Origin of the sequence: Nocardia sp. NPDC051756, assembly GCF_040681495.1 — a bacterium.
Lineage (GTDB): Bacteria > Actinomycetota > Actinomycetes > Mycobacteriales > Mycobacteriaceae > Nocardia.
Genome location: NZ_JBFAYV010000001.1, coordinates 215270 through 235622, shown reverse-complemented (window position 1 = coordinate 235622; position 20353 = coordinate 215270). Strand labels below are relative to the sequence as shown.

The 20353-nt window shown below is 66.4% G+C and carries 18 protein-coding genes; 7 read left to right on the top strand and 11 right to left on the bottom strand.

Features of this window, described 5'->3' with window-relative positions:
• The first annotated feature begins 73 nt into the window (after positions 1 to 73).
• Together AB0M22_RS01165 and AB0M22_RS01160 are read left to right on the top strand one after the other, a co-directional pair.
• Complete coding sequence (locus AB0M22_RS01165; protein ID WP_364719451.1) at positions 74 to 1576, top strand: serine/threonine-protein kinase; 1503 nt, start codon at positions 74 to 76, stop codon at positions 1574 to 1576.
• A 1262-nt stretch (positions 1577 to 2838) separates the two neighbouring features.
• Entirely contained in the window at positions 2839 to 4299 is a 1461-nt protein-coding gene (locus tag AB0M22_RS01160; RefSeq protein ID WP_364719449.1) for a M20/M25/M40 family metallo-hydrolase, read from the top strand.
• 42 nt (positions 4300 to 4341) lie between these two features.
• Here the strand turns inward: AB0M22_RS01160 and AB0M22_RS01155 are convergent, their stop codons facing one another.
• The gene (locus AB0M22_RS01155) at positions 4342 to 4896 is read right to left on the bottom strand and encodes a hypothetical protein (RefSeq protein ID WP_364719446.1); all 555 of its coding nucleotides are present in this window, start codon (positions 4894 to 4896) and stop codon (positions 4342 to 4344) included.
• 186 nt (positions 4897 to 5082) lie between these two features.
• On the opposite strand from AB0M22_RS01155, the gene AB0M22_RS01150 reads away from it, so the two are divergent.
• Complete coding sequence (locus tag AB0M22_RS01150; protein ID WP_364719443.1) at positions 5083 to 5958, top strand: LLM class F420-dependent oxidoreductase; 876 nt, start codon at positions 5083 to 5085, stop codon at positions 5956 to 5958.
• Positions 5959 to 6041: 83 nt separating this feature from the next.
• Here the strand turns inward: AB0M22_RS01150 and AB0M22_RS01145 are convergent, their stop codons facing one another.
• The 4 genes from AB0M22_RS01145 to AB0M22_RS01130 all read right to left on the bottom strand — a co-directional run bounded on the left by AB0M22_RS01145 (position 6042) and on the right by AB0M22_RS01130 (position 10498).
• Positions 6042 to 7304, bottom strand: coding sequence for a CAP domain-containing protein (locus tag AB0M22_RS01145; RefSeq protein WP_364719441.1), 1263 nt, complete (start codon positions 7302 to 7304; stop codon positions 6042 to 6044).
• Positions 7305 to 7390: 86 nt separating this feature from the next.
• Positions 7391 to 7882, bottom strand: a complete 492-nt coding sequence (locus AB0M22_RS01140) for a hypothetical protein (RefSeq protein ID WP_364719439.1) — start codon at positions 7880 to 7882, stop codon at positions 7391 to 7393.
• A 296-nt stretch (positions 7883 to 8178) separates the two neighbouring features.
• A complete protein-coding gene (locus tag AB0M22_RS01135; protein ID WP_364719436.1) occupies positions 8179 to 9636 on the bottom strand; it encodes an AMP nucleosidase in 1458 nt (485 codons plus the stop codon).
• 115 nt (positions 9637 to 9751) lie between these two features.
• Entirely contained in the window at positions 9752 to 10498 is a 747-nt protein-coding gene (locus tag AB0M22_RS01130; RefSeq protein WP_364719434.1) for an alpha/beta hydrolase, read from the bottom strand.
• Between the two features lie 134 nt (positions 10499 to 10632).
• Here AB0M22_RS01130 and AB0M22_RS01125 point away from each other — a divergent pair, with 134 nt between their 5' ends.
• Positions 10633 to 12465, top strand: coding sequence for an ABC transporter ATP-binding protein (locus AB0M22_RS01125; protein ID WP_364719431.1), 1833 nt, complete (start codon positions 10633 to 10635; stop codon positions 12463 to 12465).
• A gap of 5 nt (positions 12466 to 12470) precedes the next feature.
• The gene (locus AB0M22_RS01120; RefSeq protein ID WP_364719429.1) at positions 12471 to 14177 is read left to right on the top strand and encodes an ABC transporter ATP-binding protein; all 1707 of its coding nucleotides are present in this window, start codon (positions 12471 to 12473) and stop codon (positions 14175 to 14177) included.
• A 4-nt stretch (positions 14178 to 14181) separates the two neighbouring features.
• Here AB0M22_RS01120 and AB0M22_RS01115 read toward each other — a convergent pair whose 3' ends face one another.
• Positions 14182 to 15162 (bottom strand): YafY family protein, encoded by a 981-nt coding sequence (locus AB0M22_RS01115; protein WP_364719427.1) that lies wholly within the window; start codon positions 15160 to 15162, stop codon positions 14182 to 14184.
• A gap of 90 nt (positions 15163 to 15252) precedes the next feature.
• On the opposite strand from AB0M22_RS01115, the gene AB0M22_RS01110 reads away from it, so the two are divergent.
• Positions 15253 to 15651 carry a VOC family protein gene (locus AB0M22_RS01110; protein ID WP_364719425.1) on the top strand — a complete coding sequence of 133 codons (399 nt, stop codon included), beginning with the start codon at positions 15253 to 15255 and terminating at the stop codon, positions 15649 to 15651.
• Between the two features lie 20 nt (positions 15652 to 15671).
• Here AB0M22_RS01110 and AB0M22_RS01105 read toward each other — a convergent pair whose 3' ends face one another.
• Positions 15672 to 16976, bottom strand: a complete 1305-nt coding sequence (locus tag AB0M22_RS01105; protein WP_364719423.1) for a glycosyltransferase 87 family protein — start codon at positions 16974 to 16976, stop codon at positions 15672 to 15674.
• Between the two features lie 198 nt (positions 16977 to 17174).
• On the opposite strand from AB0M22_RS01105, the gene AB0M22_RS01100 reads away from it, so the two are divergent.
• Positions 17175 to 17804, top strand: coding sequence for a glyoxalase (locus AB0M22_RS01100; RefSeq protein WP_364719421.1), 630 nt, complete (start codon positions 17175 to 17177; stop codon positions 17802 to 17804).
• Here the strand turns inward: AB0M22_RS01100 and AB0M22_RS01095 are convergent.
• The 4 genes from AB0M22_RS01095 to AB0M22_RS01080 all read right to left on the bottom strand — a co-directional run bounded on the left by AB0M22_RS01095 (position 17801) and on the right by AB0M22_RS01080 (position 20140).
• Entirely contained in the window at positions 17801 to 18514 is a 714-nt protein-coding gene (locus AB0M22_RS01095) for an MspA family porin (RefSeq protein WP_364719418.1), read from the bottom strand. The two genes, AB0M22_RS01100 and AB0M22_RS01095, sit on opposite strands and share 4 nt — an antisense overlap.
• A gap of 4 nt (positions 18515 to 18518) precedes the next feature.
• Positions 18519 to 19124, bottom strand: coding sequence for an MspA family porin (locus tag AB0M22_RS01090; RefSeq protein ID WP_364719415.1), 606 nt, complete (start codon positions 19122 to 19124; stop codon positions 18519 to 18521).
• Positions 19125 to 19259: 135 nt separating this feature from the next.
• Positions 19260 to 19655 (bottom strand): hypothetical protein, encoded by a 396-nt coding sequence (locus tag AB0M22_RS01085; protein WP_364719413.1) that lies wholly within the window; start codon positions 19653 to 19655, stop codon positions 19260 to 19262.
• Between the two features lie 71 nt (positions 19656 to 19726).
• Positions 19727 to 20140: a hypothetical protein gene (locus tag AB0M22_RS01080; protein ID WP_364719410.1), complete on the bottom strand. Its 414-nt coding sequence runs from the start codon at positions 20138 to 20140 to the stop codon at positions 19727 to 19729.
• Between the last annotated feature and the right edge of the window lie 213 nt (positions 20141 to 20353).

The window sequence follows — 20353 nt, the reverse complement described above, 5'->3', positions numbered from 1 at the left end:
GGAGGGTGCGGGGTAGTGGGTGAGGGTGGTTAACTCCTCTCGGATTGTTCGCTCGAAGGGAGTAGGGGTAGGCGTGGTGCAGCTCGGAGTGAACGAGTCGTTCGCGGACTACCTCATCGAGGGCGTGCTCGGTCGCGGCGGGATGGGCACCGTGTATTTGGCGCAGCATCCGCGGTTGCCGCGCCGAGTCGCGCTCAAGCTGTTGAATCGCGAGGTCTCCGCGGATCCGGAATTGCGGCGGCGGTTCGAACAGGAAGCCAATGTCGTTGCGCGGCTGGATCATCCGGGCATCGTCGGCATCCATGACCGGGGCACGCAGGACGGGCACCTGTGGATCGCCATGCAATACATCCACGGGTCCGACGCCTCCCGGTTGAACCCGCGGGAGGTCCCGGTGGACCGCGCGTTGCGCATCGTCTCCGAGACCGGGTCCGCGCTCGACCACGCGCACAGCCGTGGCGTGCTGCACCGCGATATCAAGCCGGCGAACATTCTGTTGTCGTCGCCGGACACCGGTCGCGCGGAACGGGCGGTCCTGACCGATTTCGGGATCGCCCGGCTGCTCGACTCGAATACCCAGCTCACCTCGAGCGGAACATTCAATGCCACGCTCGCGTATGCCTCGCCGGAACAGTTGTCCGGCGAGCGGGTCGATCACCGCTCGGATCAGTATTCGCTCGGCTGCACCTTGTTCACGCTGCTCGCGGGGCATCCGCCGTTCGCGGCGACGAATCCGGGACAGGTCGTCGCCGGGCACATCAGTAAACCGGTGCCGCGACTCAGTTCAGTGCGCTCCGATGCGCCGCCTGCGCTGGACGAGGTGATCGCCCGGGCGATGGCCAAGCGACCGGACGAGCGATTCGGCAGCTGCCGCGAGTTCACCACGGCGGCCTGGGAGTCGCTGCACGGCCGAGCGCGCACGGCCGCGGCGCCTGCGCGAATCGCGCCGACGGCGTTGAATCACCACGCGCAGGGTCGGCAGGCGCCGGTCGCCCGGCCCACGCAGACATCTCAGCCCCACCCGGCCCCATCGAGCAACCCGGCCCAATCGAACAATCCGGCACCGTCGAACAATCCGGCCCAGTCGAGCAACCCGGCCCAGTCGAGCAACCCGGCACCGTCGAATGGCGCTGCCTCGGCGAATAGTCCGGCACCCGCGAGTGGTTTCCGCGACGCGCTCGGCGCCTGCGTGCTCGCGGTTCTGCTCGGTGGCCTGGTCGCCGTCGAAGTGGTGTCCCCCAGGGAACCGGTCATCCGCGCTTTCCTCGCCGACGGTGAGCCGCGGCTGGCCCCCTATGCCGCGGCCGGTGTCGCGAGCGGGGGCGCGGTTCTGTTACTCCTCTGCGGCGCGGTTCTATTGCTGGCCCGCAAGCGATTGGGTCGTGCGCTAGTGGTTTTGGGATGTGCGGGCTATCTGGCGAGCCTGGCACCCGTCCGATTCGGCTATGACAGCCCGGTCGGCACCACCGGGTGGATGATGGCCGCGGGGGTGGGATTGCTCTTGCTGACACTGGTATTCGCCATGTCCAAGCCGACGGCCCGTTGGTTGCGAGCCGCCGGCCGGACACAGCGATAGCACCCATTCCGGCAGCCGATCGGCCAGCGCGTTGCGCATCACGTATTCGATGCCGGGATCACCGGACAGCGACCAATCCCGTCGTCCGCCCAGCCGCACAACACCTGAGCAGCCGCACACCACCTGATCTCCCGCACACCAACTCGCCGCCCTGACACCCGTGCATGTGTCAAAAGGTGTGCGTGGACCACCACCTCGACGCAGGCACGGGCAGCGCCGCCCCAGCAGCCCTGTGCACACTCGATTCGAGCCAAAAGATCATTTGCTGATCTTCAACACCCACCATTCGACCCGCCCCGACCAGCCACCCGCCACGTGCATGCATCGAGGCGAGTCAACTGGTCGCTCTACAAGATCATTTAACGACCCTATGACTCACCTCGATGCACGGGGAACAACCATTTGACTCACCCCGACCACCAAGGGCAACCACCCCACTCCCCCGACCACCTCACCCGCTCGTTTCCCAAGCCTCTCTAAAACCGGACCACAGCCAAGGAACCACGCCGGAACTCCCACGCTGCCCATACCAACAGCGGGAGGTAAGCCGGGTACCCCACCTGACGCGCCCAGCACTACTCGATCATCCCCAGGGAGCAGGTACACCTACCCAGGCAGGCACAACAACAGACATCCCAACCCGACCTGACGATAGAAAGCTGAAGACCTACACAGGTTTTCACTGAAGCAGTGCTGGGCACGTCGTGTGCCGTACCCGGCTTACCTCCCGCAGTCAGATGCGTGTTCGTCGAGTTCCGGCGTGGTTCCTTGGCTGTGGTCCGGTCACAAGCGCTTCGGACAAGAAGTGGGTGGGCGGCGGTTTCGGCTGTCGGGGTTGGCTGTAGTTGTCCACACACCTGCTTCATCCTCCGCACACCTGTTTCATTCTTCGCACACCTGCTTCATCTTTCGCATATCCGTCAGCACGCTGAGGGGTATGCGGAGTTAGAAGCAGGTGTGCGAACTTCGCCCTACCTGTCGCTTGGTCTACCGTTTCGGCGAGCGACTGCGATTTCGGCAGACAGAATAGCCGCACCGCAAACTCCACCTGTCCGAAGCCGTTCGCTAGCTGGTTTCACCGAAGATCTGCACTCCCTTTCGGGATACGCACCGAGAATAGGGTCCTAATGCCAGTGCAGCTCCCGAGAAAGAGTGCAGATCCGGATATGCGGGTCGGCCATTGTCGGGCGAAGCTCGACGGTTGTGGGAGGGAGAAAGCTAATTTGCGGACACGACGCCGCACTGCGGGTAAAATTGTTCGGGTGTCTGAAATCAGTCGCCGCAACTCGCTCATTTTGGTGGCCGCATTGGGACTTATCGCGGCGCTTACCGCAACTGCCTGCAGCTCAGAGGCTTCGAAGAACGATTCGAGTCCGCCGCCGCCCAGCTCGTCCAGCGCGCCGGCCCAAGACAATACGAAAATCTTCCACGACATATACAAGCAATTGGTGGAAACCGATACCTCGCACTCGACCGGCAGCACCACGGTCGCCGCGAACGCGGTCAAGCAGCGCCTGCTCGACGCGGGCTTCGCCGACTCCGATATCCAGATCTTCGAACCGGTGCAGCGCAAGGGCGACCTGGTGCTCCGGTTCACCGGGTCCGGGCAGCGTAAACCGTTGCTGCTCTTGGGCCATCTCGATGTGGTCGAGGCCAAACGCGAGGACGGGTGGAACACCGAGCCGTACAAGCTGACCGAAACCGACGGCTTCTACGCCGCCCGCGGTTCGATCGACGACAAGGCCATGGTGTCCGCGCTCGTTTCCGGCCTGATCCAATTGAAGCGCGAGGGATTCAAGCCCAACCGCGACATCGTGCTCGCCCTGACCGCCGACGAGGAGGCCGGGACGGACAACGGCGCGAAGTGGTTGATGGCCAACAAAGCCGACCTGATGAGCGCCGAATACGGCCTCAACGAGGGCGGTAGGGCGTTGCTGGTCGACGGAAAGCCGTCGCTGCAAGGCGTGCAGGTGGCCGAGAAGACCTACGCCACCTACCAGGTGGAGGCCAAGGCGAGCGGCGGTCACAGCTCGGTGCCGACGCCCGACAATGCCATCTACACCCTCACGGCCGCGCTGAATCGGCTTGCCGCATACCGGTTCCCGGCCTCGCTCAGCGACCCGACCCGGGACAACTTCGGCGCGCTGGCCGCCGCCCGCACCGGGCAGGAAGCCGACGACATGCGTGCGGTCGCGGCGGGCAATCCGAGTCCGGAAGCGCTGGAACGGCTTTCGGCGACCCCGGAGTACAACGCCCAGCTCCGGACCACCTGCGTGACCACCATGCTGAAGGCCGGCGAGGCCGAGAACGCGTTGCCGCAAACGGCGACGGCGACGATCAATTGCCGAATCCTCCCGCAGGACAACCCCGACGACATCGACAAGCAGTTCAAGGCGGCGCTCGCCGACAGCAAGCTGACCGTCACGCCGAAGCTCGATCCGGCCGGCGGCATCTCGCCGACCAACGGCGATGTCATGGCGGCGGTCACCTCGTTGACCAAGGAGCTGTTCCCCACGGCAGCGGTGAGCTCGTTCATGTCCACCGGCGCCACGGACAGCAAATACGCGCGCAGCAAGGGGATTCCGATGTACGGGGTCAGCGGATTGTTCATGGTGTCCGCGGACGCCAACCGCATTCACGGCGTGAACGAGCGAGCACCGATCGCCGGGCTCGACGCCAGCCGCGAATTCCTCTACCGGTTGATCAAACAACTGTCCCAATAAGTTTCGGCAAGAGGTGACTCGCCGCGCCCCGGGTGCGGCGAGTCATTCTGTCCGGTCGAGGGATTCGAGTTCGGTGCGCAGCTCCACGACCTCGGTGGCGAGTTCGTCGCGAAGCTGTTCGCGTTCCAGCAGACTGGCGCGCATGCTCTCGATGGTGTCGTTCATCGCGGCCAGCTTCTGGTCGGCCCCGTTGAGGCGCCATTCGATGACGCCGCGGCGATCCACGTCCTCGCTGGCGTTGCGCACCCACTCCACGACGTAGTCCAGCCACTCCGGCTGCTTGGGCATCTCCTCCTCGGCGTCCCAGCCGCGCCGGGTCGCGGTCTTCGCCGAGAGCACCCGATCGCCGGCCGGCCCTTCGACCGGCGCGTTCAGCTGCACGTGGCTGAGCTTGCCTGCCGTCGTCACGATGGCGGTGATCCGGTAGCGCCCGGCGAGGTGCATCTTCAACTCCGCCGCGCCGCGCCCGTCGGCGTCCATCGCGCCGAGCCACGGGCCGTCGGCCGCGCTGATGATCGACTCGAGCACGCCGAGCTGCCCGACCGCGCGCCGAACCCGGTTCGCGCGCTCGCGTAGTTCGTCCGGTGTGGCGGTCATCTGGTCCCAGTGCATCGCACCTACTTCCTCGTCGACCGGCTCCCAGGGATTAGGAACTGCTACGAACGTACATTCGTCAACCGCTCGAGCGTCGCAGACGTGCGGCGGCGGCGACACTTGACTTGGAGTGCACTCCAGGTCGTAGCGTGAGGAAATCTCGGTTACCGACACATAAGGGGAAGCTCGATGGAGCTCGGTTTTCACGTTCCGATTTTCGACATCGACGGTGGTACCACCGCTATCGCCGGCGAACTGGCCAGGGTCGGCGCCGCGGCCGAGGCGTCCGGCGCGACCTGGCTGTCCTTCATGGACCACTACTTTCAGATCGAGCCGACCGGGCTGCCCGCCGAGTCGAACATGCTCGAGGGCTACACCACGCTCGGCTTCCTGGCCGCGCACACCTCGACCATCGAACTCGGCCTGCTCGTCACCGGCGTGACCTATCGGCACCCCGGCCTGCTCGCCAAGATCGTCACCACGCTGGACGTGCTCTCCGGCGGCCGGGCCACGCTCGGCATCGGCGCCGCGTGGTTCGAGCGCGAACACCTCGGGCTCGGCGTGCCGTACCCGCCGATCGCGGAACGGTTCGAGCGGCTGGAGGAGGCGTTGCAGATCTGCCGGCAGATGTGGGATCCGGCGGACAACGGTCCGTTCGACGGGAAGCACTATCAGCTCGCCGAGACACTCTGCGCGCCGCAGCCGATCAACCGGCCGAAGGTACTCATCGGCGGCAGTGGCGAGCGCAAGACGCTGCGCCTGGTCGCGCAGTACGGCGACGCGTGCAACCTGTTCGGCAGTTCGCCCGCGGAGGTCGAGCACAAGCTCGAGGTGCTGCGCCGGCATTGCGACGACGTCGGGCGCGATTACGACGACATCCGGGTGACCATCATGGCCAACAATCCACGGCCGAACCCGGACACCCGGGACGAATTCGTCCGGAAGATGGCCGATTACGCCAAGCTCGGCGTGCACGCGGCGATCATCATGCCGACCACCGGGTCACCGGCCGCGTGGATCGATGAGATGGCGCCGGCGGTTGCGCAGCTGGCCGAACTCGGCTGAGCGGTTCGGGTCTACGGCGTAGACGATCGCCGAACAAGATGGGAGTCCACCTTGTTCGGCGATCGAGTCGCGAGGACGACCGACTACAGTCCACCGGCGAGTGCGCCGAGGCCCTCGCCCAGACCGCCGAGTCCGCCCAGGACATCGCCGGCTTCGCCGAGTCCGCCCAACGCGTCGCCGGCACCGCCGAGTCCACTCAGCAGGTCACCGAGTCCGCCGAAGGCGTCACCACCGCCGGTGAGTTCGCCTAGACCGTCGTCGGCGGGTGCGTTGAACCAGTCGAAACCGTCGGCGGACGCATCGCCCGCATCGTCGGAGAAGAGGTCGCTCCAGGAGTCCTCGAGCGAACCGCCTGCGTCGTCGGAAGATTCATCCGAACCCTCACCCAACGCGTCCTCGGACCAATCCCCGCCGTCGGACCAATCCCCGTCGGACGACTCGTCACTCGGCGAATCCTCGGACGCATCGCCTCCGTCTGCCGAGGAATCGTCGGCACCCTCACCCCATGGGTCCTCGGACGAATCACCCTCACCTTCCGAAGATTCGTCCGAACCGTCGCCCGCGGGATCCTCCGCCGAATCGCCTGCGCCGTCGGAAGATTCGTCCGAACCGTCACCCGACGGGTCCGCCGGCGAATCGCCCTCGTCCTGCGTGGGATCTTCCGAGCCGTCACCCGAAGGATCCTCGGACGAGTCGTCGCCGCCGGAAGGCTTGTCGCCGCCGGGCTTGTCCTTGTCACCACCAGAGGGCTTGTCGCCACCGGGCTTGTCCTTGTCACCACCAGAGGGCTTGTCCTTGTCTCCCCCGGACGGCTTGTCTTTGTCCTTCTCCTTGCCCTTGTCTTTGTCCTTATCTTTGTCCTTGTCCTTGTCCTTGTCCGAGCCGTTGGACGCACCGAAATCCTGTGTCCAGTACGGGGTTCCGTCGCCGGCCTTGGCATAGCCGACGCCGATGTCCTTCAGCCCGCAGTTCAGGATGTTCGCGCGGTGGCCTTCGCTGTTCATCCACGCGTCGACCACCTCGGACGCGCTGGTCTGGCCCTGGGCGATGTTCTCGGCCCAGGTCTGGGCCTTGTAGCCCGCCGCGCTGATCCGGTCGCCCGGATCGCCCTTCGACGAGCTGTGGTCCAGGTTTCCGGTCGCGGCCATATCTTTGGTATGGGCCTGCGCGGCCTCGGTGAGATGCTCTTCGGATTTCAAAGCAGAGCAGCCGGCTTTGGTGCGTGCAGCGTTGGTAAGGCTGATCACCTCATCGGCGGGAGAATCGGGCCCCGCCGAGGCCGTAGGAGCTCCAGCAAAAGTCACAGCAAAAGCTGATACTCCGAAAGCGGTGGACAATGTGAGCATTGTTGCCGGCGAAACTTTTCGCGGTGCACTGTGCTTACCCATGAAATGCCTTCTGGTTGCTGGTCAGCGGCCTCGAGTCGCTCGAATCAGGCGCTGCCGGTGAGCAGGCCGAGCAGCGGCGCGAGTCCACCGGCGGCCTTGCTGCCGGTCGCGGCGCTGCCGGAGACCGCGGTGCTGCCGGTGCTGAACGCCTTGGCCAGCGGGGTGACCGCGGCGCTGCCGGTGTTGAGGCTCTTCGCCAGTCCGCCGAGCGCGGCGCTGCCGCTGTTCAGCAGCTCGAACGGGTCGGCGGGCTTGTCGGCGGCCGGCTTCGCCTTCGGCTTGGCGCCGGGCTTCTTCTTCTTGGGCTGCACCGCGTTTCGGCTGTGGTGGCCCTGACCGTTCGCGGCCAATACCCGCTTCGCCTTGGCCGGCGCCGGTGCCACGTGGTCACCCGCGGTGGTGGTCGTCGTCGTTTCCGCGACGGCCTGGCCCGCGCCGGTGTGCGCCGAGACGCCGAGGCCGATCAATGTGGCCGTCGACAGAATTGCCAATCGGGCCGGAATCTGACTTTTGCTAGGTGCGCTGTGCTTACCCATTAGACGCTTCTTTCGGAGTGGTCGATCACCTGCCGGATCGCCTGTCCGCCAAAGGCACAGGCTCTGCTTCGAGGTTAGGACTCAGCAGCCGAACCCACGACTTGTAAGTCGAATTCTAAAATCGAGTTGAGGGCTGATTAACAGCGAGACAGGCGATCACGGGCAGATCACGCCCCGATCACATCGGATCACGAGCGGTCCACCGCCGCCGACCTGGGCGGTGGACCAAGGCACGCACGTACCCGGTGTGCACCCTGCGGCGCGGCGCACCCGCGCGGCAGGATCCGGCCGAGCCGCTACCGGAACGGCGGCTCGTTGAACGTGCGCAGCTTGCGCGAGTGCAGCCGATCCCCTTCGGCGCGAAGCAACTCCACGGCCCGGATACCGATCTGCAAGTGCTCCGAAATCGCGCCCTCGTAGAAGCGATTCGCCTGGCCCGGCAGTTTGATCTCGCCGTGCAGCGGCTTATCCGACACGCACAGCAACGTGCCGTAAGGCACCCGGAAGCGATAACCCTGCGCCGCGATGGTGGCGCTCTCCATATCGATGGCGACCGCGCGGCTCAGATTGAACCGCAACGCCGACGCGGAGTAGCGCAGTTCCCAGTTCCGGTCGTCGGTGGTGACCACGGTGCCGGTGCGCAACCGCTGCTTCACCGCTTCGCCCGGCATTCCGCTGACGATCTTGGTGGCGTCGTAGAGCGCCCGCTGCACCTCGGCGATGCTGGGAATCGGAATATCCGGCGGCAGCACCGAATCCAGCACGTGATCGTCGCGCAGGTAGGCATGGGCGAGCACGTAATCGCCGATCGCCTGGCTCTCCCGCAGGCCACCGCAGTGACCGATCATCAGCCAGGCGTGCGGGCGCAGCACGGCCAGGTGATCGCAGATGGTCTTCGCGTTCGACGGGCCGACGCCGATGTTCACCAGCGTGATGCCGCGTCGATCGGCGGAGGTCAGGTGCCAGGCCGGCATCTGATGCTTCTTCCAGGCCAGGTCGGAAGTGGTTGCCGCGCCGATGGTTTCGGCGGTGATCACGGTGCCGCCCGGACAAGACAGGCCGTCGTAGGGGCTGTCCGGGTCGGCGATCCGCTCGCAGGCCCAGCGCACGAATTCGTCGACATAGCGGGTGTAGTTGGTGAACAGCACGAACGGCTGGAAATGGTCCACCGGGGTGCCGGTGTAATGCTGCAAACGGGCCAGCGAGAAATCGGTGCGCAGCGCGTCGAAATGACTGAGCGGGAAAGTGTCGATGGCATTGAAGATGCCGTCGGCGGTTTCGTCGCCGATGCTGGCCAGGTCGGTGGTCGGGAAATACCGCGCCATCACCGCGGCCATCGAACTGTCCAGCGCGAGGTCGGCGCGATCGATCACGTAGGGAAACGGGATCTCCTGCCGCGACGGCGACACCTCGATCCGCACCTCGTAGTCGCGCTCGATCATCTCCAGCTGTTCGGCCAGATAGTGGCGCAGCAGATCCGGACGGGTGATCGTGGTCGCATAACTGCCCGGCCGGGTGAACCGGCCCCACGCGCGCGAGCGATCCTTCGACGGAGCGGCACCGTCCCAGCTGATCCGCAGTTCGGGATAGACGAACAGACCCGCATCCCGGGTGGCCTCGTCCGGCACGGACCCGTTCTCCACGAAGGCCCGGATCGCGTCGCGCAAAGCGGCGACGGACTGCTCATACAGCTTCTCCAGCTGGTCCAGAGCCTCGGCGCTGGTCAACGAATTGGCTGGTAACCGATTCGGCATGGGTCTCCCTGCGTCGCGTTCCTACGTTCCAAAGGACACCGTATTTCACGCCGGCGACAGGTCGGCAAACCGGCAGTGACCATCGTCGCGCCCGGCGGCCGCGATCGACGGGAATTCAGTCCGCGGCGACCAGTCTTCCTGCTGCCGAGCGCACCAATTCCATTATCTCGGGCCACTTTTCGGACTCGGGGTCGATGAGGTCGAAGTGGTGGGTGTGCGGGAGCACCAGTGCTTCGGCGGGACTGTCCTGGCTCAGGGCGACCGGGACGGTTTGGTCGTCGGTGCCGTGGACCAGGAGGACATCGGGTGGGTTGGGCGGCAGGTGGAGTTGGGGGTTCAGGTCGGCGTATCGGCTCGGCTGCTGTTCGGGAGTGCCGCCCATCCAGGTGGTGACCGCGCCGGCGCCGAGATGCAGGCGGGAGGCGCGGGCGAGGTCGGCTACCGGTGCGAGGGCGAGGACCGCGGCCTTCCTGTTGTAGGCCCGGGTCAGTGCCAGCATGCCGCCGGCGGAGTGACCGGCCCAGAGGACCGGCTCGGTCAGCTGGCTCTCGAACCGGTCCAGATCATCGATCGCCGCCTGCGGATCACCCGGCACCCGCCGATATTCGAGCAGCACGACCCGCATTCCTTCGCGGGCCAGCGCGCGGGCGAGGGGACGAGCATGGGTCCGATCGGTGGTGGATCGGAAGTAGCCGCCATGGATGAAGACCACGGTCGGCCCGGTTTCGCCGAAGACCTCCAGCACCTGGTCCGGATGCGAACCGTAGGACGTGATGACACCTGGGTCCGCGCCCTGTCGAAGCAAACGCTCGACTGCTGCGCGCTCTTCGGCATCGATGCGCTGGTCACCTGAATCGGTCAATGGAGGCTCCCTTCCCTTCCAGGCAAGTTAGCAAATTTGGGTGCCGCTCCCGTGTGGTCGAACGATCTATGGCCCGCCGGGTACGCTCGAGGTACATTATTTATACGCGTACTAAAACTGTGAACGGGAGAGCGATGACCGCGATCGACACTGCGGACGTGAGGGTGCAGGCCGCGCCCGCACCCCGCCCTGATTCCGCGGCGGGACAGCGCCTTTCGGGTCTGCTGCGGCCGCATGCACCGAGTTTTGCGGCAGTGATTCTCACTCAGGTGATCGGCGCCGTCGCTGGTCTCGCGCCGCTGCTCGCGGTGGTCGAACTGGGGCGAATTCTGTTGTCGCCCGGGCCGATCGATCATGGGCATGTCTGGGTGGTCGTGATCGCGGGTGCGGTGGGCATGTTCGTGCGGCTGGTGTTCACCGCGGCGTCCGCGGGCCTCGGGCACCTTGTGGACAACCAGGTGCAGCTGTCGTTTCGCCGGCGGCTGGCGCAGCAGTTGGGGCGGGTACCGATCGGGTGGTTCTCGCAGCGCCGGACTGGTGAGCTGGCGAAGGTGGTCGGCGAGGATGTCAGTGCCGTGCATCCGTTCATCGCGCATGCGCCCGGCGAGCTGGTTTCCGCGTTCGTGGTGCCGTTGATCTCGCTGATCTATCTGTTCACCATCGACTGGCGGCTCACGTTGATCGCGCTGATACCGGTGGTGCTGGCGATAGCGCTGGTCCCGCTGATGATGACGCCGGCCCGACAGCGCGAGCAGGCGGAGTTCGATACCGCCATGGGGCGGATCGCGAGTTCAGTAGTGGAGTTCGTGCAGGGCATCTCGGTGGTCAAGGCGTTCGGCGGGTCAGGGCGGGCGCACGGTAAATTCCGCACGGCCGCAGACGATTTCGTCGACACCTTCCTGCATTGGGTGCGCGGCATATCGGCGATCGCCGCGGGCATGCAGCTGGCACTGTCGCCGCCGTTCGTGTTGCTGGTCTTGCTGATCGGCGGTGCGACGCTGATCACGAACGGTTCGATGGCCCCGGCGGATCTGCTCCCCTTCCTGCTGCTCGGCCTGGGGTTGACCGCTCCGGTGGCGGCGCTCGGCCACGGGTTCGACGATATGCAGGCCGCGGGGCGCGCGGTCGGCCGGATCAAGGACGTGCTGGCCGTGCCGTCGTTGCCGGAACCGGCGCATCCGGTTGCGCCGCACGGACATCGGGTGGAGCTGCGGGGCGTCCGGTTCGGATACGACGACGATCACGAAGTGCTGCGCGGGATCGATCTGGTGCTCGAACCGGGGACGGTCACCGCGCTCGTCGGGCCATCGGGGAGCGGGAAATCCACACTGGTGCAGTTGTTGCCGCGGTTCTTCGATCCGACGCACGGTTCGGTCGTGCTGGGCGGGGTCGATCTGCGCGAACTCAGCAGCGAGGAACTCTATCGGACGGTTTCCTTTGTCTTCCAGGATGTTCGGCTGCTGCGCGCGTCGATCGCGGACAACATCGCGCTGGCGGTGCCGCACGCCGATATCGAGGACGTGCGGCGGATAGCCCGGCTGGCGAACATCCATGATCGGATTCTGGAGCTGCCGCGTGGTTACGACTCGGTGATCGGCGAGGACGTCGAGCTGTCCGGCGGAGAGGCGCAACGCATTTCGATCGCCCGCGCGCTCCTCGCCGCCGCACCCGTGCTGGTGCTGGACGAGGCGACCGCCTTCGCCGACCCGCAGACCGAACACGCTGTGCGCGACGCACTTTCGACGCTGTCCGGGGATCGGACCATTCTGGTCATCGCGCACCGCCTGGAGACGGTCGCCGACGCGGACACCGTGGTGGTGCTCGACGACGGGGCGATCGTGGAACGAGGCAAACCCGCCGAATTGCTCACGCAGAACGGGAAGTTCGCGGAATTCTGGCGATCGCACCAGAGCGCGATCGGCGACGAGATCGACACCCACGTGCGGCAAGGAGACGAGCTCCGATGATACGAATGCTGTTGCAGATTCTGGGACCCGAGTATGCCCGGACGATGCGCCGCACCATGGCCCTGATGACGATCACCGCGGTGGTCGAGGGTTTGTCCTACGCGCTGCTGGTTCCCGTGCTGCGAGAACTGTTCGGGAGCGATCCCGGGAATGCGCGGCCGTGGCTGATCGCGTTCGGGGTGGCCGTCGCGGTGTACGCGGTGCTGCGGTATCGCAGTGATCTGTCCGGATTCCGGGTCGGGGCAACGATGTTGCGCGGGATGTATCACCGGCTCGGTGATCACCTGGCCCGGTTGCCGATCGGGTGGTACAGCGCCAACCGGGTCGGCGAGGTGTCCGTCATGGCCAGTCGCGGTCTGCTGCAAGCGATGAGCGTGGCGGCGCATCTGCTGGCGCCGTTCATCTCGGCGTGCGTGACGCCGCTGACGATCATCGTGGTGATGTTCGCCTTCAATTGGCAGCTGGGGTTGGCCGCGCTGGTCGCCGCGCCGATCGTTGCGACAGTACAGATTTGGACCGGCCGGTCGATGGCCACGGCCGATGCGGAGAGCGCCGAACGTAGTCGTGCGGCGTCCGGGCGGGTCATCGAATATTTGCAGGCGCAGCCGGTGCTGCGGGCAGGTGGCCGGACCGGTGAACGTTTCGAGCTGCTCGACGACTCGTTGCGGGCGGCGCAGCGGGCGGCTCGCCGGTCCACATTGTCGGCGCTGCCCGGTGTGGTCGGCCTGACGCTCACGGTGCAGGCGATGTTCACCGGATTGCTGACCCTCAGCGCATACCTAGCGCTTGGCGGAAAAATCGGTGCGGCAGAGGTTTTGGCCATCCTGGTGCTCACGGCCCGCTGCGCCGATCCGCTGCTTTCGCTGTCGGATATCGGTGGACAGCTCCGCGGCGCCCGGTCCGAGCTGGCCCGGCTCGACGCGGTACTGCGCACCGAGCCGCTGCCGGAACCGCGCGAACCGATCCAGCCGGTCAACGGCGATCTGGAGTTCGAATCCGTCACCTTCCGGCAGAACGGTCGCACGTTGATCGACGACCTGTCGTTGTCCGTGCCGGAGGGACAGCGACTCGCCATCGTCGGCCCGTCGGGTGCGGGTAAGAGCACGCTGCTGCAACTGCTCGCACGGTTCTACGACGTAGACGCGGGCGTGGTGCGCGTGGGCCGCGTCGACGTCCGCGCGATCAGCACGGAGGTGCTGATGCGCCAGATCGCCGTCGTCTTCCAGGACGTCTATCTCTTCGACGGCACCATCGAGGAGAACATCCGCCTCGGCCGTCCCGACGCCGACGACGCCGAGGTCCGCGCGGCAGCCACCGCGGCCCGCCTGGACGACGTGATCGAACGCCTGCCCGGCGGCTGGTCGACGAACGTCGGCGAAGGCGGCGCGCTCCTGTCCGGCGGTGAGCGCCAACGGGTTTCGATCGCGCGAGCACTGCTGAAGAACTCCCCCGTCGTCCTGCTGGACGAGGTGACCTCCGCCCTGGACCCGGTCAACGAGGCCGCCGTGCACGAAGGCATCGAACGCCTGATGGCCGGCCGAACCGTGATCATGGTCGCCCACCGCCTGCGCACCGTCCACCGCGCCGACCACATCGTCTTCCTCGACGCCGGCCGAATCATGGAGCAAGGCACCCACACCGAACTCCTGCACCGCGCAGGCCGCTACGCCGATTTCTGGGACATCGCTATGACACCCGCAGCGCGTACGTGAGTGGTCAGGGGGTTTGGCGGGCTGAGTTCAGGAGGCGGTCGGCGAATTCGCTGACGAGGGTGCGGAGTTCGGCTGGTTGTTCGATGACGAAGGATAGGTCGAGGGAGGCCAGTACGGCGGGGAGCCAGTCGAGGCGTTCGGCGCGTAGTTCGACGTGAGACCACGGCTGTGCTTCGCTCGCGGACGGTGAGTCCGTGACGATCGCGATGCTCGCAGGGAGCCTTGTATGGATCTGCTCGGCCGTCCCCTGGATACGCAAGGTCACCTTGTATCGGTACGGCGCGGTGGCGAGTCCGGTGAGGACGTGTTCCGCTGGGTCGAATTCGGTTGGTGGCTCAAAGGAACCGGGCAGGGTCCGGGCGTCGGTGATGCGGTCCAATCGCAATGTGCGGTCTTCGCCGATGGCCGGGTCCGTGCCCGTCACGTACCACTTCCCGGAGTGCGCGACGAGCCCGTACGGGTGCAGTGTGCGTTCGCTGCGTCGTCCGTCGGCGGCGGTGTATCGGAGGGAGATCGGCCAGTGCTGGCGCACGGCGTCGGCGATCGTGAGCAGGACCGTGGTTTCCGGAGCCGCCGACTCACCGGGCGGCGCGGTGAAGGCGAGCGTGCCGAGGACCGCGTCGAGTTTGCGGCCGAGCCGCTCCGGTAGCACCCGGCGGATCTTCGCCGCCGCCGTCTCACTGGCCGCGCCCGTGGTCGTCAGCAAACCGGCTCGCCGACCCGCGACCAAGCCGAGCAGCACCGCCAGTGCTTCGTCATCGCTCAGCATTAGCGGCGGCATGCGATAACCCGGGGCGAGCCGGTAGCCGCCGTAGCGCCCGCGCACCGATTCGACGGGGACGTCGAGGTCGAGGAGGTGATCGACGTATCGACGCACGGTGCGTTCGTCGACGTCGAGGCGGCCGGCGAGTTCGGCGACGGTTCGGGTGCCGCCGGCTTGCAGGAGTTCCAGCAGGGTGAGCACGCGGGCGATCGGTCGGGGCATGGTGAAAGTCTCTCGCGAATACCGGGCGGTTTCTGTCCGGTATCGACCGTAGCGTGCGGTCAGTAGCCCCGACCGATCAGGAGAGAATCCATGAACTTCGTCTCGATCCGCATCATCACCGGCGATGTCGCCCGCCTCGTCGGCTTCTACGAGCGCGTCACCGGCGTGCGGGCAAACTGGGCCACCGAGGACTTCGCCGAGATCGCGACCGACTCGGCGACCCTCGCGATCGCCGGCACTCGAACGCTCGCGCTGTTCGCGCCCGACTTGGCGCACCCGGCCGAAAACCGCAGCGTCATCATCGAATTCCTCGTCGACGACGTGGACAACGTGCACCGGAACCTGACCGGGTTCGTGCCGGACTTCGTCCAGGAGCCCACGACGATGCCGTGGGGCAACCGCTCACTGCTGTTCCGCGATCCCGACGGCAACCTGGTGAACTTCTTCACCCCCGTCACCGCGGCGGCGATCGAGAAGTTCGCCCGCTGACGCGAGGCCGGGCGGCGGGATCACACCTGCCGCACCCGCTCGTCCGCAGCCGGATGTTCGGCCGGTTCCACGTCCGTCTTCGAACTCGATCGAAGCCCGATTGCGGCGGCCGCGAGCAGCACCACGGTCAGCCAGAGGTAGGCATTGCGATAGAGGATGCTCGGACGGGCGCGATCCGCGTAGTCGAAGATGCTGACCAGCGTCGGATCGTAGAAGGTCAGCAGGCCACTGGAGACGACGAGCGCGGTCAGCAGGAAACCGAGCGGCGCGATCACACCACGGCGGCGCAGCGCCAGGTCACCCATATAGATGAGCAGCGGTGCGAGCCAAACCCAGTGGTGCACCCAACTGAACGGCGAGACCGCGGTCATGGTGACACCCACGCACACCACCGCGGCCAGTTCGCGTCCGGTCTGCGAGAACCGCCGCGCCAGATACAGGCAGAGTGCCGCCATCGCGGCCGCGCCGACCAACCAGAGCAGCTGATGCGCCCCCTCGACGCCGACCCGGCGCGCGATCATGCCGCGCAACGATTCGTTGGACAGGTTCCCCGGCACGCCGACCCGCTGCGGGTCCATGAACGCACCGCTCCAGAACGTCAGCGAATCCTTCGGCAGCACAGCGAATCCGATGACCATCGTCGCGACGAACGCACCCACCGCGGTCGCCGCGGCCCGATAACGCCGCGTGACCAGCAGGTAGAGCACGAAGAACGCCGGCGTCAGCTTGATCCCCGCGGCGATACCCGTCAGCACGCCCTTCCACCGCGACGTATCCGGCAGCCCCATATCCACGATGACGATCAGCAGCAGCAAGATATTGACCTGCCCGAACGCCATGGTCATCCGGATCGGCTCGCACCACATCAGCAGTCCGGCGATCGCCACGGCCACGATGCCCAGCCGCCGGTCCCGCCGGTAGCCGAGCATCGACAGCGCGACAAAGCACGACGCGGCGAGCATGACGAAATTGCCGAGGCCGCCGACCCACGTGTACAGATCACCGTGTAGCCAGCGCAGCGGAACGAACAGCAGCGCGGCGAACGGCGTGTAGACGAACTCCCAGACGCCTCGGGTATTGCCGAGCAGCGGACTGTCGTAGACCGAAACATGATGGCTCACGCGGTCTCCGGCGATCTGATAAACGCTCAGGTCGATCAGGTGCATCATTATCTGCCGATGCTCGAGCACCTGGACCAGGTAATACGCGCCCGCGACGACCCCGGCTAGGACGATCGTCCACCACACCGCCGGCGCGATGGTGCGCGGCGAATCGTTCGGCGCGGCGGAGGATGCTTCGATGTTCTCGATGGTCGAACTCGACAAACTCAACTCCCAGATATCGGACTCCGTTCGCGCCACCCCACGCTAGCGGCGCTCGGGCGCTCTTTCCAGCGCGACCGCAACTGGGCATACCCGGCGACGCGCCCCGTACACGATCCCTATCCGTCTCGCCCGGCTGCGGGAAACAGGTGATCAGGAATCGAGAAGCACCGGTCACGGTCCGCGCATAGCGTTGCTCCCATGAACATCAACACTGATCAGACCGCTATCGACGCCGTCACCCTCGAGGTGCCCGACACCGCGGCCGCCACCGCTTTCTATGCCACCGCGTTCGGCCTCGGCGACCAGTTGCGCGTCCGCGCCGCCGAGGCCGCGACCGCCGGATTCCGCGGCTACATCCTGTCCCTGGTGGTATCGCAGCCGAGCACCGTCGACAGCCTGATCGGCACCGCGCTCGAGGCGGGCGCGACGCCGGTGAAGCCGGCCAAGAAAAGCTTCTGGGGCTATGGCGGCGTGGTCCAGGCGCCGGACGGGGCGATCTGGAAGATCGCGACGTCGGCGAAGAAGGACACCGGACCGGCCACTCGGGAGATCGACGATTTCGTGGTGCTGCTCGGCGTCGACAACGTCAAGGCGACCAAGCAGTTCTACGTCGACCGCGGCCTGACTGTGGGCAAGAGCTTCGGCAGCAAGTACGTCGAGTTCGAGGCGCCGGCCGGGTCGGTGAAGCTGGCGCTGTACGGGCACAAGGCCGCGGCCAAGGACGCCGGCGTCGATCCCGAGGGCAGCGGGTCGCATCGGATCGTCCTCGGCAGCGGTATCGGCCCGTTCGCCGACCCGGACGGTTTCGCCTGGGAAGCCGGGCACTAGCCGAGGCTGAAGGGTTGGCCCCACAGGGTTTCCGAATCGTCCATCACGTTGTCGTGCACGGTGACCGTCGTGTAGGCGCGGGCCTCGGCGGCGCCCGCGCAACCCTCCACGGACAGTGTGTGATTCACGTATTGCGTGATGCCGGAGGTGCCGGTGAAGGAGTAGTCCTCGATCTTCTTGGTGGCGACCTTTCCGGGCTCGAGCTGAATACTCATCGAGGGATCGGCATAGGGCGACACGCCCGATTTGTTGACGGTGCCGCCGGCGTCACCGCCCGCGCTGAGACCGCCGCCACCGCCGTCCTTGCCCGGCTTGTCCGGAGTGCCGGGTTTCGGGTCGGCCGGGGTGTCGCCGCTGCCGTCCGCATGCGTGGCACTGCCCAGGTCGACCTGGCAGCCGACGAGGTAGCCGGTCTCGATCCGGCCGCCGGTGACCGTGACGCCGGCCGGCACGGTGAGGTGGATCGACGTCACACCCGATACCCACGCGTTGCGCGAAAGTGGGCTCGCCGCCATCGAACTGGAGATCGTGGCCTGTTCGCCGGTGCGGTCTACCGCGGCGACGACACCGTCGTGAGCCGTGAACTGGTCGTGTCCGTCCGGGAGTGCGACCGACGTATCCGCCTGGGCCAGACCGGCCGGGACCAGCAGGAATGCGCACGCGACCGCCGCACACAACGAACCGCGCATCGCGGTGTTCCGCTCGTTCACGCGCTCAACCCACGCTGAACGGGTCGCCGTACAGGGTCACTTCGGCAGAGCCTTGGTCGTTGGTGACCGTCAGTGCGCTGTATGCGCGGGCCTGGGCGAACCCGCCGCAGCCGCTGAGCTGAATCCCGCGGTTGCGGTAGGCGATTCCGACGGCGCCCGCGGCCGGATCGAGTTGCTTGGTGCCGAACTTGACCACCGCTACCGCGCCAGGGCCCAGTTTGATGCTGGGGCTCAACTCCGGGGATGCCGAGTCGGGCGAGAGGTAGACGTCGCCGCCGAGGGACAATCCGCCGGACAGATCCACCTGGCAGCCGACCAGATACCCGGTCTCCAAGCTGCCTGCCGTCGCGCCCGGGACGGTGGCGTAGGTGGTGCCCGACAGTTGCGCCGTTCGGGACATGCCGTTCGCGGCCAAGGAGGGGGAAATGACCGCGGTTTCGCCGGTTCTGGTCAGCTCGACCGGGATGCCCGTCGCCGTCGTCAACGCCTGCTCCCCGTCCGGCAGCGGGACCACCGTGTCGGCGCTCGCGCTCCCGCAGCCGAGCATCAGCGCGGCCAGCGCGAGGCCGAGCCCGGCCGCGCCGCGGCCGGCACCTTCAACAACCCTCATCAAACCTCAACTTCGACAGCCAGCAGGAACCGCAAACTTCGCACGCGAAGTTGAAAGTCAGCTGGGAATCAGCGGTGGGCTTGCTGTATGCCGATGCTGTCACCCAAAAGGGTTCGGGTGAGGTTGAATTGGCGGCTAGGCGTGCGGGACGACGCCTGCGCGGCGTAGTGCGTCGACGGTCGTCTCCGGTGAGGTGTTGAAGCAGAGCACTGCATCGCTGAGCAGGTTGATGATGCGTTCGAACAGCACGGTGTGCTCCGGGATCATCCGGATCGCTCCCCCGATCATCGCCACGGCGACCGGGCCTTCGGCGAGCTGCGCGCGGATTTCGCGTTCGGCGTCGTCGGGATCGGTGCCGATCAAACAGGACACGACATCGAAGCCGGCCGCGCGCATGGCCGCGTGGCCGGTTTCGATGCGGGCCAGCAGTTTCGGCTCGTCCAGGTCCGGGAATTGGCTGTAGTCAAGGGATTTCGGGTGCAGGCCGATGGTCAGGACGCGACCTGTCGTGGGTTGTTCTTCGTGAACCATTGCCAGCGCTCCCGCCTCCGATTTACCTTTGATTGCAAAGTTAATTTGCAGTCAAAGGTATGTCAAGGACGCTACGGCACCAGCACGTACCACTCCGCGAATGTGCCCTTGATCGGCCACGATGCCGCCATCACCTTGGCCGGACCCATCCCGACCCACAGGTCCGCGGTCACGGTGTCCCCCGGCGTTGCACCGGCGCCGACCCAGACATCCTGGGTCCGCGGGCCCGCCGAGCCCACCCAGCCCAGCTTCACCTGATTACCGCACGGGCCGCCCAGATAACCCCGCGGTGTCACGTGCGCCAGCACATGACCCGGCCGGCGCGGAGCCGCCTCGAGCGCGACGTCGATCAAGCCCGCACAGACCTTCGCGTCGCCGAACGCGGCCAGCGTGGTGCCGACCGTCGTCACCTGTGGCAGCGGATCCGCCTGCGCCGGAGTCGCTGCCACCGCCAGGCCCACCGCAGCGCACACCGCTGACACCATCCCCGCACCCATCCGCCGCGCCCTCATCGGTTGAAACCCTTCTCCCAGAACGATATTCGTGGCCGCGCCACGCGCGTCGGCCACCAGACCCCATAACCACCGGCGATAGCGCGCCATAGCGCGGCGGCGGTCGGGTTTCCCGGCCAGCGTAGCGAAACAACGCACGCGTGTCGGCTAGTTAAGCCGGGCCTAATCGCTTCTGAAGTTCAGCTG

Bases quoted from the DNA above. Each gene is read 5' to 3' on its own strand.
- AB0M22_RS01155 (WP_364719446.1), bottom strand. From the start codon at position 4,896: ATGACCGCCACACCGGACGAACTACGCGAGCGCGCGAACCGGGTTCGG.
- AB0M22_RS01150 (WP_364719443.1), top strand. From the start codon at position 5,083: ATGGAGCTCGGTTTTCACGTTCCGATTTTCGACATCGACGGTGGTACC.
- AB0M22_RS01145 (WP_364719441.1), bottom strand. From the start codon at position 7,304: ATGCTCACATTGTCCACCGCTTTCGGAGTATCAGCTTTTGCTGTGACT.
- AB0M22_RS01140 (WP_364719439.1), bottom strand. From the start codon at position 7,882: ATGGGTAAGCACAGCGCACCTAGCAAAAGTCAGATTCCGGCCCGATTG.
- AB0M22_RS01135 (WP_364719436.1), bottom strand. From the start codon at position 9,636: ATGCCGAATCGGTTACCAGCCAATTCGTTGACCAGCGCCGAGGCTCTG.
- AB0M22_RS01125 (WP_364719431.1), top strand. From the start codon at position 10,633: ATGACCGCGATCGACACTGCGGACGTGAGGGTGCAGGCCGCGCCCGCA.
- AB0M22_RS01120 (WP_364719429.1), top strand. From the start codon at position 12,471: ATGCTGTTGCAGATTCTGGGACCCGAGTATGCCCGGACGATGCGCCGC.
- AB0M22_RS01115 (WP_364719427.1), bottom strand. From the start codon at position 15,162: ATGCCCCGACCGATCGCCCGCGTGCTCACCCTGCTGGAACTCCTGCAA.
- AB0M22_RS01110 (WP_364719425.1), top strand. From the start codon at position 15,253: ATGAACTTCGTCTCGATCCGCATCATCACCGGCGATGTCGCCCGCCTC.
- AB0M22_RS01100 (WP_364719421.1), top strand. From the start codon at position 17,175: ATGAACATCAACACTGATCAGACCGCTATCGACGCCGTCACCCTCGAG.
- AB0M22_RS01090 (WP_364719415.1), bottom strand. From the start codon at position 19,124: ATGAGGGTTGTTGAAGGTGCCGGCCGCGGCGCGGCCGGGCTCGGCCTC.
- AB0M22_RS01085 (WP_364719413.1), bottom strand. From the start codon at position 19,655: ATGGTTCACGAAGAACAACCCACGACAGGTCGCGTCCTGACCATCGGC.
- AB0M22_RS01080 (WP_364719410.1), bottom strand. From the start codon at position 20,140: ATGGTGTCAGCGGTGTGCGCTGCGGTGGGCCTGGCGGTGGCAGCGACT.